The sequence below is a fragment of the Desulfobacula toluolica Tol2 genome, from assembly GCF_000307105.1.
Classification (GTDB): Bacteria; Desulfobacterota; Desulfobacteria; order Desulfobacterales; family Desulfobacteraceae; genus Desulfobacula; species Desulfobacula toluolica.
This window is the reverse complement of the sequence record NC_018645.1, coordinates 4,647,722-4,662,652: the sequence shown is the minus strand read 5'-3', so window position 1 is coordinate 4,662,652 and position 14,931 is coordinate 4,647,722. Positions and strand designations below refer to the sequence as shown.

Sequence of the window (14,931 nt, the reverse complement as noted above, 5' to 3'; positions counted from 1 at the left end):
GTATTTTGATTTTTGCATTTATTTCTTATTATAAGCTTTACCTTTTATGGTACGATACATTTTTTCGATCTGAAATGAAATAACAGCCACCTGTTTTTTTAGTTAATACAATCTTCTTTTTTGCAAGAAAACCAAGATTTTTCTTGTTGCTGATCCTTAATTTTCTCGGTTTGGCAGAAGTATTTATATACCATCCAGGTATAGCTAAAACCGGAGTTGCATAATGTTTATCTCCGGTTGACTGTTCTATCCATTTTTGCAGCCCTTTTGCCTGCTGGATTGTTTGCAAAACGGCTTTTGTTTTTGTCCACCCCGGGATCATTTGTGCAAGCAATTGTCAGCACTCTTTACTTAAGTATTAAATCGGAATACCCGGACATCTCAGCTTCAAATTTTTCAAAACGAGCGTCAAGCGAATCGGTTAATAAATTTTTATCGCTTTTTGAAAAGAAAGAATGTTTAATGCTGTTGTACACATATTCTTTCACCTTTTCATAGCTTGGTTTATATCTTGCTGCCAGCAAAACGTATTCCCCGGTTAAATTGTTCCTGGAAACTCCTGAATCGTCTGTACATATAACTATTGGAACGTCGTATTTTGAATATATCAGATAAGGGTGATCATTATCCTTAACCCCCAATATAAATTCATTGCTGGTAAAGCAGATCTCTATGACCGATTTTTCTTTGATTTCCTGCAATAGCTTGATAGCGTTGTCTTCATAAGGCAAATCCACACCATGCCCTATCCTTTGAGCGCCGGCGGTATGTATGGCCTTAGAAATATGGAACTTTAAATTTTTCGGGCGCACCATGCCGAGTGTAAGTTCGCCTGCGTGCAATGATTTGTTAACGCTTGGGAATTTCTTTTTTAAGTATGCAAACATCTGCATGTGTAAATTATAATCCGCGATTGCAACCACACCATTTTCAGGGCCGACAATATTAACCCCTACCAGAAGATCGGATTGATCAACAGCCTTAAATGCTGAATACAGCGCTGAAAATACTTTGCTTGGCGAACTGTTTCTTGATGCATATGTTTGATAACGCATCATAAATTGATCATCATCCACACCCTTATGAGCTTCTTCTACTGTCTTGATGAATCCATAAACCGATTCTTTAAAAGTATTGTCTGCATCTATTCTCGAAGACATTACGTCAAGAAGTAATGAAACAGCTTCATTATCGGCGGCTTTCCTGATTTTTTCATCAAAATTTTCATTAAATTCTTTATCAGAGTATGAGTAACCGACTGATTTAAGCATGAGTTCTATAAAACCGACATTTTCTTTTATGGCCCGGTCTTTTAAAATCATCAGGCCTTTGTTGTAATGCTGAGAAATTGGACCAAAATAACTGAATGTATTAAAAAAATTAGCATCCGGGGGTGGCTGCAAGTGGTAATGATTCTGGTAGTCTTTGTCAGACCAAAGGGTTAAAAGTTTTCTATAAAGCTTGTTGTCGGAACGTAATTCATCAACGCAAATACTGCTGTCAGTAGTTGCTTTACTGATATAAAGTGTGTTTTTGTCTATCCAATAACCGGCATCTTTAACCCAATCTAAATATGTTTCCGCATAAATACTTCCTGAATAATGATTGTGCAGGTCTCCGCCTTTTGGCATGTTGGAAAAAAAAAGGGTAAGTTGAGCTGTATCCGGTGATTTGCCTTCAATCAGTTCTTCATAAAGCAGAGCAGTTTTATGTGCATTATCCAAATTAGAACTTGATTTTATTTCAAGAGTTGAACATCCGGCTATTGTGAAAATTGCAACAATAAATACAGCTAATCTCAATTTCATGTCTCCTCCTATCAATACTTGTTTTATGTGTTAACGGTTGAAATGTTTGATCCTGTACTTTGAATTCGCACCAGTTATTGGTTCAATAAATCCACTGTGCGGAAGATTATAATATCATTTTTTAATTTTCTGCAAGTTGCAAACTTCTGTATATTTCACTTATAATCTCCAGAAGAGACTGCCGTCGGTCTTAGCAATAATTTATACAAAAAAATCATAAATCATGGCAGTATAGAAATAAGACGCCATTTACCTTGAGCCAAGTCCGCTCTTTCATTGCATTCAAGTATTATTTTTTATATAAATTAAGATTAAAAAAGTTTACCTTAATTAAAAAGGTATCAATCATTTAAAAAGGTTTATACAGATGAAGAATCATTCAAATGACTCGATTAAAGTTCCTTCCCTTAAATTATATCATGAGCTAATGGCCAAAAAGGTGGGGGATATCCTCCTGGTATCCTGTCCGTATGATGCATTCATCATGGAGGAAGAAGGCCGCCTGTCAACAAGAATTATCAATGAGTATAAAGGACTTAACCTGTCAAAACCGCCGAGGCTTACATGGGTGTCATCTGCATCAGAAGCATTCCGGCGACTTGAGAACAAGAAATTTGATTTGATTCTTGCCATGCCCAGCCTGGATGGAATGGATGTCTACACCTTTGGTGAGCAAGTAAAGGCCAGATATTCCGAACTGCCTTTTTTCATGCTGCTGCACAATACCTGTGATATTGACAAGTACATCTGTGTGGATAATTCCACGGCCATTGACCGCACTTATATCTGGGGCGGGAATGCAGACCTTTTGCTGGCCATTATCAAAAATTTTGAAGATGAAATGAATGTGGCATTTGATACGGAGAACGGCAATGTCAGGGTGATTATCCTGGTGGAGGATTCACCTTATCATTATTCTTCTTTTTTGCCGGTGCTTTATAAACAGATTGTACTGCAGACTCTTTCAGTTATTGATGAATCCATTAACGAAGAACATAGATTGTTAAAGATGCGTGGCAGGCCCAAGGTGCTGATGGCTCATAATTATGAAGAGGCCATGGTTCTGTATGAAAAATACAAACCTTATCTGTTGTCGGTTTTTTCCGATATGCGATACCGGAAAAAAGGGGTTGAGGATGAAGAAGCAGGATATAAGCTTCTATCAAAAATCAAAAAAGAGATCCCGGATCTGCCGGTATTGATCCTGAGTACGGAGGAGCGTAACAGGAAAAAAGTTCTTGATATCCCGGCAGTATTTATCAATAAGAATTCAAACAACTTAAACAATCGAATTAAAAGTTTTTTTGTGTCCTATCTCGGGTTTGGGGATTTTGTTTTTCGACTGCCCAATGGAAAGGAAATTGCCAGGGCCAGGGACTTAAGAGCCATTGAAAAGCTTTTGTCTGAAATTCCCGATGATTCAATTGTTTATCATGCCATGAACAATGATTTTTCAAGGTGGTTCATGGCCAGAAGTGAATTTGATTTTGCAATGCGGCTCAGGCCTTATAAGATAAGTGATTTTCCAGATGCCCGGGAATTGAAAAGTTTTTTAACCGAAAGCATCCATGCCAGAAGAAAAGGGTCCAGGCAGGGTCAGATTATTGATTTTGATTCTGAAAAATTAGATTCTGATACGGATTTTATGAAAATCGGAAACGGCTCCCTTGGCGGCAAGGCCAGGGGACTTGCCTTTATAGCCTCCCAGATAAAACGCGACCCTTCTTTGCAAAACAAGTTTCCTGACGTGGATATCAGTATTCCACAGACTTTTGTGATTTCAACGGAAGGATTTAAAAGTTTTATTGAAGAAAACAGACTTTCCCGGCTCCTTGAACCTGATAATGCCCCGGAAGACGAGTATATTGTTGCGCAATTTGTTGAGGCCCGTTTCCCGGTAGGGTTGAAAAAAAGCCTGGAAGCCTATTTGAGGAATGTAAAATACCCCATTGCAGTGAGGTCTTCCTCTCTTTTTGAAGATGCCCATTATCAACCTTTTGCCGGATTGTATAACACCTATATGCTTCCCAATTCACATCCTGATTTTGAAAAACGGCTGGAACGGCTTATTATGGCAATCAAACTGGTCTATGCCTCCACCTATCTTAAAGCACCCAGATCTTATGCAAGATCCACCATGCACCGAACTGAGGATGAGGAAATGGCCGTGATTCTGCAGCAATTGACCGGCAAGGCACACAAACAGTACTTTTACCCGTCAATTTCAGGCGTGGCCCGGTCATATAATTTTTATCCCATATCCCATTTAAAGGCGGAAGAGGGCATAAGCTATATTGCGCTGGGCCTTGGAAAAATCGTTATGGAAGGCGGTCAAACTTTGAGATTCTGCCCGAAATATCCCCAGTTTCTGCCCCAGTTTTCCATGATAAATGATATCCTTGAAAACTCTCAAAAATATTTTTATGCATTAAAACTTGATGAATTCCCGGATGATGAAAAATTCATATCTGAATCTCCTGAAGATCCTACTATTGCAAAAATAGACATAAATGATGCAACCGATCATCCGGTTGTCAGGAGTTTATCCTCCACCTTTCATGTCCAGGATAACCGGATCAGAGATTCTTTTTCAAATAAAGGCTTTCCCATATTAACCTTTGCCAATATTTTAAAATACAATTCTTTTCCCCTGGCCTCCATTCTTGAAGAAGTGACCAAAATCGGAAGAAAATGGATGGGGGCGTCTGTTGAGATCGAATTTGCAGTTACGTTACCGGAAAACGGGACTCAAAAAGCACAGTTTTCCTTGCTGCAAATCAGGCCCATGGGACGGTACAAACAAAATCTCAAGGTGAAAATAGGAAAAGATGACATTAAGGATGCGTTTTGTTATTCCACTATGTCACTTGGGAACGGAGAATATAAGGATATCTATGATGTTGTCTATGTGGACCCTGCAACCTTTGATCCAGGTAAAACCATTGAAATAGCAACGGAAATAAATAAAATCAATGCCCTGTTTAATGAAAATAACAAAAAATACGTCCTGATCGGGCCGGGCAGGTGGGGAACTTCAGACCGGTGGCTGGGGATTCCGGTTGTCTGGAATGATATTTCCAATGTGGGAGTAATGCTGGAAACCACCATTGAAAGCATCAAGGCAGATCCTTCCCAGGGGTCTCATTTTTTCCAGAATATCACCTCTCTTGGTATCAGTTATATTACCGTATCAGATAAAGGAGAGGATTTTATTGATTATGAATTTTTCAGTTGTCAGACATGCGAAACCACAACAACTTATCTGAAGCATATAAAATTTGAAAATCCCATAAAAATTCTTGTGGACGGAAAGACCTCCCAGGCAGTATTAATGCCATACAAAAAAGAAGAACCAGATGATATAATGGATGATATTCCCATTGTTGATTCTTAAATTTTGGCAAAAGCGCATCTCTAAAAAAAAATGCACAGATAATTATCGATCAAGGGCTTTAACAAGCAATTTGTTTTAAAAAAAAAGGTGTCTTGCCTGCAACGGGCAAGACACCTTCTTATTTGAAAAATCAGTTTTATTCTTCTATTTTAGTAACTTTGATGGCAAGCTCCCGAAGCTGTGCAGTCGATGCCTTGGACGGTGCATCCGTCAAAAGGCAGGTGGCTTTCTGGGTCTTTGGGAATGCAATGACATTTCTGATGGAGTCTTCACGGCACAACAGCATCATCAGCCGGTCCAGCCCGAAAGCAATTCCTCCATGCGGGGGGGCTCCGGACGACAATGCCTTTAAAAGAAACCCGAATTTTTCATTGGCTTCGGTTTCATCAATGCCAAGACAGTTTAAGACCTTTGCCTGGAGTTCAGTGTCGTGAATACGAATACTTCCGCCACCTATTTCAATCCCGTTCAACACCAGGTCATAAGCCCTTGATTTAATGGCAAGAGGGTCGGAATCAAGCTTTTCAATATCTTCTTCAAGGGGAGCTGTAAAAGGATGGTGCAGGGCTTGGTAGCGTTTTTCAGTTTCATCATAATCCAGCAGGGGAAAACGGGTCACCCAGGTAAATTCATAGGTATCGTCGGAAATCAGTTCAAGCCGCCTTGCCAGTTCGTTTCTCAACTGGCCAAGGGCTTCGTTTGTAATTTTCGGCTGATCAGCCACGAAAAAAACAATATCCCCTGGTTCAAGGTCAAGCCGTTTTCTTAAGGCCTCTTTTTCTTCGTCTGTAAAGAATTTGGCAATGGGTGATTGCCAGCTATCTTCTTTGATTTTTATCCAGGCCAGTCCCTTTGCTTTGTAAACGGCTGTAAAATCAGTCAGTTCATCAATCTGTTTGCGGGTAAAAGTGGCACACCCTTTTGCATTGACAGCTTTAACAAGACCGCCGTTTTTTACCACATTGGCAAACACCTTGAATCCTGCATCTTTTACAATATCGGAGACCTCACACAATTCCAGACCAAACCTGAGATCAGGTCTGTCCAGACCAAATCTTGACATGGCTTCATCATAGGTGATCCTGGGAAACGGCGTAACAAGGTCAATATCCAATACTTTTTTGAAAATAGCAACGATCATGCCCTCTGCAACGTCCATGATCTGCTGTTCATCAACAAACGAAAGTTCCATATCGATCTGGGTAAACTCGGGCTGCCGGTCCGCTCTTAAGTCTTCATCCCTGAAACATTTGACAATCTGGTAATACTTGTCAAACCCTGAAATCATCAATAATTGCTTGAACAGCTGGGGAGACTGGGGCAGGGCATAAAATTCCCCTTGGTTGACCCTGGACGGAACCAGGTAATCCCTGGCACCTTCGGGTGTGCTTTTGGTCAAAAAGGGTGTTTCAATATCCACAAAGCCTTTATTGTCCAGATAGTTGCGTATTGCCATTGTGGCCTTGTGCCTTGCCAGGATATTGTTTTTCAGCTGGGGCCGTCTTAAATCCAGATATCTGTACTGCAAACGAAGAACTTCCGATGTTTCCACCCGGTCTTCTATCTGGAATGCCGGTGTTTTGGCTTTTGAAAAAATATAAAGTTCATCTGTCATCACTTCAACAGCCCCGGTTTTCATATTCGGATTAAGCATATCACCGGGTCGCGCAATGACTTTTCCTTTTACGCCAAGAACATACTCGTTTCTGATTTCCTGGGCTTTTTCATGGACTGTTTTTGAATGTTCCGGGTTAAAAACGATCTGTGTGATACCTTCTTTATCCCTTAAATCAATGAATATTACCCCTCCGTGGTCACGGCGGTGCTGTACCCAGCCCATTAAGACCACTTCTTTATCGATATCAGTGTCCCTTAACTGGCAACAATGATGTGTCCTTGTCAGATCTCCTAGCAAATCAGTCACTTCAATAATTCCTCTATTTTATTTTTTTAATATCTTGATCAGTTCCGGAACCAGGGTTTCAACGGCAAGTAAAACCTGTTCTTTGGTGTTCATGTTTCTTAAAATGATGGCATTTTGTGTCAGTTCGTTTTCTCCTGCAATCAATACATATTGAGCATTGAACTTATTTGCCCTTTTCATAAGGGCTTTCATGCTTTTTGCCCTGAAATCAATTTCTGTGCGAATACCGGCCTGGTTCAACTCACAAGACCAATGATATCCTTTTTCCATGGCCGCATCCCCTAAAGACACGATAAACAGATCAAGGCCAGGAATTTGAGGTGTCTTGTCAATTTGTTCCATGACCTCCACCAGACGGTCAAATCCAATGGCAAATCCGATTCCTGGTGTCTGGGGGCCTCCCAGCTCTTTGACAAGGCCGTCATACCTGCCGCCGCCGGCAACGGCACTCTGGGCACCAAGGGCTGTAGTCTGAATTTCCCAGGCAGTCCGGGTATAATAATCCAGACCCCGTACCAGGGATTTGTCCACAATAAAATCAACCCCCTGATGTTCAAGGGTTGTTTTAACCGTGGCAAAATGGTCTTCGCACTCATTGCAGAGATAATCCAGAGTTGCCGGGGCATCCTGAAGAGCCTCTTGGCAATCAGTGGCTTTGCAGTCAATGATTCTCAAGGGATTTTTATCCATCCGTCTTAAGCAGTTTTCACACAGCCGGTCTTTTTTTGATTCAAGAAAATCTAAGAGTGCTTTTTGAAAATCCGGCCTGCAGTCAGGGCAGCCAAGGGAGTTGATATGGGCTGAAAGGCCTGTTAAACCAAGGCGTTTAAACAATTCGTTTAACAGAAAAATCATCTGGCTGTCAATATAGGCGGATTCAATGCCGAACACTTCCGCATCAATTTGATAAAATTGGCGGTATCTGCCTTTTTGAGGTCTTTCCCGTCTGAACATGGGGCCGATCATGAAAAATTTTCTGACTGGATCTGCGGCATACATCTTGTGCTGGATATAGGATCTGACAATGGATGCAGTGGCTTCCGGCCTTAAGGTCAGCTTGTCCCCTTTTCGATCGGCAAAGGTGTACATCTCTTTTTCAACAATATCAGTGACCTCTCCGATGCTTCTGGCAAACAGATGTGTTTTTTCAATGATGGGAATCCGGATTTCCTTAAAACCGAACGCTTCAAATAAATCTTTTGCTTCTTTTTCCACTTTCTGCCAAAGGGAAATATGCTCCGGCAGTATATCTCTGAATCCTCGTATGGTCTGCATTGTTTTTTCTTTACCACTAAAATTTTTATATGAAAGTCTTGAACAATTCCAACAAAGACTTTCATGTTTTGCTGCGGGCAAACATAAGGTTAAATACCAGGTCTGCCCGCGGCAGTTATTATCAAAATTTAAACAAACGTCCTTTATAGATTAAAATCAGAGTGTTAGTCAATATATAAAATAATGTTTTTGATATGAAAGTCTTGAAAAATTCATACAGAGACTTTAAATCTTTGTTGTGGGCAAACTAAATTGAAAGGCCCGGTTTGCCCATGGCAGTTATTTTCTGATTTTAACACAATTGGCATGTGCCCCCAAACCTTCTGTTTGAGCCAGCCGTATCACATCGTCGGCTTCTTTTTTAAAGGCAGCCTTAGAATAATGAATCAAGCTGGTTTTTTTTGTAAAATGTTCAACACTTAAGGCTGAAGAAAATCGGGCTGTTCCGGCAGTGGGCAGGACATGATTGGGACCGGCAATATAATCTCCCATGGGTTCGGGCGTATATGAGCCTAAAAACAGGGCCCCGGCATTTTGTATCCGGTTGATATAATCAAATGGCTCCTTGACGATAAGTTCAAGGTGTTCAGGTGCCAGGCGGTTGGAAAGGTCAATACCGGTTTCAATGTCCGGCACCAGCATGACGGCACCGAAATTTTCAATGGACTGCTTTGCAATCTCTTTTCTGGATAATTTTTCAATCTGTTCTTCCAGGGCGGCAACGGTTGCTTTTGCAAGATCTTCGGAATCGGTAACCAATATGGAAGATGCCATGACATCATGTTCGGCCTGGGAAAGAAGGTCTGCTGCCAGAAATTGGGGGTCGGCATCCTGATCTGCAATTATCAGGATCTCACTTGGGCCTGCAATCATGTCAATGCCCACGGTTCCTGAAACAATTTTTTTGGCCAGGGTCACATAAATATTTCCAGGGCCTACAATTACATCAACTTTTGGAACTGTTTGAGTGCCATAGGCCAGGGCGGCAATGGCCCATGCACTTCCAGCCTTAAACACCGAGTCAATTCCAATTTTGTGGGCTGCGGCAAGAATATGAGGGTTGATGTTTCCGTCTTCCATGGGAGGGGTCACAAGATTTATAGAAGGGACACCCGCGACTTTGGCTGGAATTCCTCCCATCAATACGGATGACACCAGAGGAGTTTTCCCACCCTTTGCTCCGGGGGCATAAACGCCTGCCGCGCTAACGGGCTTTACAAGCTGGCCTACCATGACACCGCTTCTGGGTGTGTCGATCCAGGAATTTTCTTTTTGCTTGGAATGAAAATACTCCAGTTGATTGACGGACCGGTCAAGGCTCTTTAAAAAGGATGCATCAACTTTTTTTAATGCAAGATCAAATTCTTTTGGGGTTACTTTTAAATTTTCAACAGTTACCTTGCTTGAATCAAATTTATTGGTATATTCAACAAGGGCCTCATCCCCTCTTGTTTTGACATCTTCAAGATAGGTTTCGACTGTCTCATAATCTTGTTTTGAAAACCCCAAACCACGATCTATGGTATCTTTCACTCTTTTTTCCGCACTCTTGGAAGGATATTGATATATTTTCATTTTATTATTATTCCAGAACATATGGGTTATATTATGATATATTACATGGCCATTAAATTACGATAAATTTCAGACACATATAATTACTTTTTTTTGTCCTTTTTATAGCAAAACAAGCTTTATAAATCCATTAAATAAATTTAAACAGGCGTATTCCAGACATCATGATCTTGAAAAAACTGTGTTGCCGTGATTGAATTGCCGTGATTGAATGACAACTAAAAAACCAGGAGCAGAAAGTCCGCCCCTGGTTTTAAGTATTATCCGGCTTCAGGTTTTAAAAGCTGAGTGTTTTTGATAATTCTTCGGAAGAAAAATCCCATTTGGTGTTATGAGGGGGAAATGTTTCGTTAAACATTTCAGGAAGCTGATCATCAACTTGTGTGAACCCTGCTTTTTTGTTGAATTCCTTTTCATTGTTTAATATTGATTTTCCAAGTTCCAGAACATCATCCGGTGTTAGAGAAAGGCCATGCTGTGCATTGATCATCTCCACGATGGTTGGAAGCCCGTCTTCGTTGTCAAGAACGGCAAAAGCAACAAATAGGCAAAGCCCGGCTGCATCAATGGCAGCTGTTGCGATTTGAAGCCCCTGTGACAATTCAACATTACCCTCTTTTTTAAGAGGATCAATAGTGCCTCCCACGCCCAGGATATTGGCTGTAACCCCATAGCCTGCCGTATGATCCGCACCCATTGGCGTTGTGGCATAGGTGACCCCAACCCCTTTGCATGCTCTCGGGTCATAGGCCGGGAATGCCTGTTTTTTTACCACGGGAACTCTGTCCACGCCCAGGGCGTCTCCTGTGAACAAAGCGCCGTTTCCAATGATTTTACCCTCTGGTGCAGCCGTTCCGACTTTGGACAGAAGATCTATGGCAGCCTTGCCGTCTCCCCATGGAATCATGCCGCCTTCCATGGCAATGCCGATGGCAACTCCCGTTTCAATGGTATCAAGACCGAAGTCATCACACATCCTGTCCAGCATGGCAATATCATCCAGCTCCCTGATGGTGGTGTGGGCACCAAATGCCCAGATGGTTTCATATTCAAACCCGGAGGTGAGATATTTGCCTTTCTTGTCATGGTAAACATTGGAGCATCTGATCACACAACCCGGATGGCAGGGCTCTGTTGTAATACCCCCTCTTTGCTCAATGTTTTGTGCCATTTTTTCCCCACTGATGTCCTGGGCATGCTCAAACCGGCCTGACCTGAAATTTTTTGTTGGCAGGGTGCCTGCTTCATTGATGACATTTACCAATACTGCCGTACCAAGTGCGGGAAGGCCTTGTCCTGTAACCGGATGTTTTCTGAGCATGTCCACCCATTTTTTATTGGCTGCTTTAAAGGCATCCGGATCTTTTATTTCAAGACGTCCTGCACCCTTATCATCCACGACAATGGCTTTGATTCTTTTTGCCCCCATAACCGCTCCCAAACCGCCTCTGCCGTGGGCACGTCCCGGTCTCCCGTTCATGTCGGCCTGCTGGATGCTTGCGCCCTTCAAACATTGTTCGCCTGCCTGGCCAATGCTTAAGACTCCAACTGATTTGCCATATTTTTGCCATAGATTTTCCATGACCTCATAATTGCCCTTGCCCGCAAGATGGCCTGCATCAAGGATTTCAACTTCATCCTTATTGATGACAATGATGCTGTAACCCTCTGTTTGGGGTTTGCCTTCCAGAACAAGGGCGGTGATCCCCAGTTTGGCCAGTTTCTGTGAAACAAGTCCGCCTGCGTTGCTCTCTTTGATGCCGCCTGTAAGAGGCGATTTGGCTCCTGCTGAAAGCCGTCCTGAATCTGCGGCAGGAGATCCGGACATAATGCCGGGTGCAAAGATTAATTTGTTTGCTTTTCCAAGCGGGTGACAGGTTGCAGGCACTTCATCCAGAATCATTTTGGATGTGAGCGCCCGGCCCCCAAGACCTGCATAAGCTTTGGGAACTTGTTCAAACCCAAAGGTTTTGTTTTGGGTGTTAACCCTTAATAATTTCCCCATTTTTTCCTCCTTGGCTGGTTGATAAAAAATGATGATTAATTGTTTTTTTTATGTTGACTTGGCGAGATTTTTTCCAGTTCAGCTTAAAAATTTGTCATATCCACAACAAGACCCTTTTGTTGTTCAATGAAGACCCCACTCTTTTATATGACATGGGCATTTTATCAAGTCCAGCAGAAATAAAGTAAATTATTTTTTTTGTAAAATATTGACTTCATCTGCCGTATTCTATAAAAAGTGTTCATATTTTGTTGGTTGCCTTGGCAAACGGAACACGGTGAAACTCCGTGACGGTCCCGCCGCTGTAACCGGAAACATCTGTTTTTTTTTGTAAAGGCCACTGTGAAAACGGGAAGGCTAAAAAAACAGGTTTAATGCCGGAAGTCAGAAGACGAGCCAGGTAAAAATCATTGTAGAATCTGATGGTAAAAGGTTTTGTAAGAACTCATCTCTTGCAAAGCTTTTTTTGGGTTTTACAGGAGATTTTATAGCGAGGAAACTATGACAACACAGCTTGAGCATGCCCGTCAGGGCACCATCACAAAACAGATGCAAATTATAGCCCGGACCGAAGGGCTGTCTGAATCCTTTATTTTAGATCATGTGGCAAAGGGTGAAATTGTTATCCCCTGTAATCCCAAGCGCCCCGGGCAAAAGGTTACCGGAATTGGAACCGGCCTGCGCACCAAGGTGAACGCTTCCATTGGAACCTCTTCAGATATCTGTGATGTTAATCTTGAGGTGGCAAAGGCAGAGGCTGCCCAGGAAGAAGGGGCTGACACCTTAATGGAATTGTCTGCCGCCGGGGATCTTGATAACGTAAGGCAAACGGTTCTGGCCAATACCGATCTTGCTGTGGGCAATGTGCCGTTGTACCAGGCATTTAAAGAAGCCATCCGCAAATACAAAAATCCGGCAAAATTAGATCCTGAATACCTGTTTGACCTGATTGAAAAGCAATTGGATGACGGCTTGAGCTTTATGGCCATTCATTGCGGGATCAACCAGTACACCATTGAACGCTTAAGAAAACAGGGATTTCGTTATGGCGGTCTGGCATCCAAGGGCGGAACCTATATGGTGGCCTGGATGGATATCAATAAAAAAGAGAACCCCTTGTATGAGCAGTTTGACCGTGTGTGTGCGTTGATGAAAAAATATGATGCCGTTCTTTCCTTAGGCAACGGGATCAGGGCCGGTGCCATCCATGACAGCCATGACCGTGCCCAGATGGCTGAAATGATCATCAACTGCGAACTGGCGGAAATCGGTCGGAATCAGGGCTGCCAGATGATGGTGGAAGGACCGGGCCATGTCCCCCTGGACGAAATTGAAGGCAATATCATGCTGGAAAAACGCATGTCCGGCAATGCGCCTTATTATGTTTTAGGCCCCATCCCCTGCGATACCGGCGCAGGATACGATCATATCACCGCCGCCATTGGTGCGGCAAGTTCCGCCCGGTTTGGCGCGGATCTGATCTGTTATATCACTCCTGCCGAACATCTTGCCCTGCCGGATGTCAATGACGTGAGAGAAGGCGTGAGGGCCACTCGGCTTGCAGCCCGTATCGGGGATATTTCCAAATACCCTGACCGGCGGGAAAATGAAAAACAGGCTGCCATGGCAAGACGGGACATGAGATGGAATGATCTGGAAAAATATCTGTTATTCCCTGAAATTGCCAGAAAAACCCGTGAGGAACGTGCGCCTGCCCAACAAGAAACCTGCACCATGTGCGGGGATTTTTGTGCCATGAAAAAAGGCATGGAAATATTTGAGAAGGATATTACAGACAAGAGGTAAGTATTATGAGCTTATTAGATCAGACTATTTTATCCATTGATGAAACACTTGATGAGGATGCATTTCATTCGGCAAAAGAACGGCTGGCAAATCAGGCCAAGCCGGTTGGAAGTCTTGGCATCATGGAAGATATCTCAGCAAGGCTTGCCGCAATAAAAGGCACCATTAATGTTAATCTTTCAAATAAACGGATCATTACCTGTGCGGGAGATCACGGGGTTACCCAGGAAGGGGTCAGTCTTTTCCCGGCTGACGTCACCCCCCAGATGGTCTATAATTTTGCCAATAACGGGGCATCGGTCAATGTCATTGGAAAACATGCGGGTGCTATTGTTAAAGCGGCTGATATAGGGGTAAATCATGATTTTGCACCGGACCTGCCCATCTTTCATAAAAAAGTCAGATACGGGACCGCCAATTTCACAAAAGAACCTGCCATGACACGGGCAGAGGCTATTTTGTCTATTGAAGCAGGCATTGAAATCGTAAATGAACTTGAGGCTCTGGAGCCGGTTGATCTGTTGGGAACCGGCGATATGGGGATCGGCAACACAACACCTTCTTCCGCCATTATTGCCGCCTTTTCCGGAATTGAAGTTGAAAAACTTACGGGCCGCGGGACCGGTATTGATGATAAGAGCTTGAAAAATAAGATTAATGTCATCAAAAAAGGCCTTGCCCTTCATAAGCCTGATCCCCATGATCCTGTTGACGTGTTGTCAAAAGTCGGGGGACTTGAGATCGGCGGGCTTGCAGGCCTCGTCCTGGGCGCTGCCGCCAGGGGCATTCCGGTTATCTGCGACGGGTTTATCTCTACTGCAGGTGCTTTGATTGCCTGCGAACTTGCACCTGCGGCAAAAAATTATCTTTTTGTCAGTCATAAATCCGTGGAAACAGGTCATCGGTTCATGCACAAACGACTGGGGCTTGAACCCTTGATTGATTTGAAATTCAGATTAGGGGAAGGAACCGGTGCTGCCTTGTGTATGGAACTTCTGGATCTTTCCACAAGAATTCTTGCAGACATCAAAACTTTTGAAGAAGTGGGAATCAATGATGTCCAATAGGTATTAGAAGTTGATGATTTTGGGTTACCGGTTGATTTGGTTGATGCGTTCTGAAATCAGTTAAATCCAATAGGAAT

8 protein-coding genes and 1 riboswitch are annotated in these 14,931 nt (G+C 42.8%); of the genes, 3 read left to right on the top strand and 5 right to left on the bottom strand.

All coding sequences use genetic code 11. The features are described 5' to 3' along the window. Positions 1-347: 347 nt before the first annotated feature. Positions 348-1,808, bottom strand: coding sequence for an amidohydrolase family protein (locus TOL2_RS21155; protein ID WP_051012491.1), 1,461 nt, complete (start codon positions 1,806-1,808; stop codon positions 348-350). Between the two features lie 367 nt (positions 1,809-2,175). Here TOL2_RS21155 and TOL2_RS21150 point away from each other — a divergent pair, with 367 nt between their 5' ends. Next, positions 2,176-5,202, top strand: coding sequence for a PEP/pyruvate-binding domain-containing protein (locus tag TOL2_RS21150; protein ID WP_014959315.1), 3,027 nt, complete (start codon positions 2,176-2,178; stop codon positions 5,200-5,202). 136 nt (positions 5,203-5,338) lie between these two features. Here TOL2_RS21150 and aspS read toward each other — a convergent pair whose 3' ends face one another. The 4 genes from aspS to TOL2_RS21130 form a co-directional block, all read right to left on the bottom strand. Then, positions 5,339-7,126, bottom strand: a complete 1,788-nt coding sequence (gene aspS, locus TOL2_RS21145; protein ID WP_014959314.1) for an aspartate--tRNA ligase — start codon at positions 7,124-7,126, stop codon at positions 5,339-5,341. 18 nt (positions 7,127-7,144) lie between these two features. Beyond that, the gene (gene hisS / locus TOL2_RS21140) at positions 7,145-8,401 is read right to left on the bottom strand and encodes a histidine--tRNA ligase (protein WP_014959313.1); all 1,257 of its coding nucleotides are present in this window, start codon (positions 8,399-8,401) and stop codon (positions 7,145-7,147) included. A 279-nt stretch (positions 8,402-8,680) separates the two neighbouring features. Next, complete coding sequence (hisD, locus tag TOL2_RS21135) at positions 8,681-9,976, bottom strand: histidinol dehydrogenase (RefSeq protein ID WP_014959312.1); 1,296 nt, start codon at positions 9,974-9,976, stop codon at positions 8,681-8,683. Positions 9,977-10,253: 277 nt separating this feature from the next. Then, the gene (locus tag TOL2_RS21130; protein ID WP_014959311.1) at positions 10,254-11,981 is read right to left on the bottom strand and encodes an aldehyde ferredoxin oxidoreductase family protein; all 1,728 of its coding nucleotides are present in this window, start codon (positions 11,979-11,981) and stop codon (positions 10,254-10,256) included. 235 nt (positions 11,982-12,216) lie between these two features. Further along, a riboswitch (cobalamin riboswitch) is annotated at positions 12,217-12,396 on the top strand. A gap of 86 nt (positions 12,397-12,482) precedes the next feature. Here TOL2_RS21130 and thiC point away from each other — a divergent pair. Then, entirely contained in the window at positions 12,483-13,787 is a 1,305-nt protein-coding gene (thiC, locus tag TOL2_RS21125) for a phosphomethylpyrimidine synthase ThiC (RefSeq protein WP_014959310.1), read from the top strand. Positions 13,788-13,792: 5 nt separating this feature from the next. Then, positions 13,793-14,854: a nicotinate-nucleotide--dimethylbenzimidazole phosphoribosyltransferase gene (gene cobT, locus TOL2_RS21120; RefSeq protein WP_014959309.1), complete on the top strand. Its 1,062-nt coding sequence runs from the start codon at positions 13,793-13,795 to the stop codon at positions 14,852-14,854. Positions 14,855-14,931 lie beyond the last annotated feature (77 nt).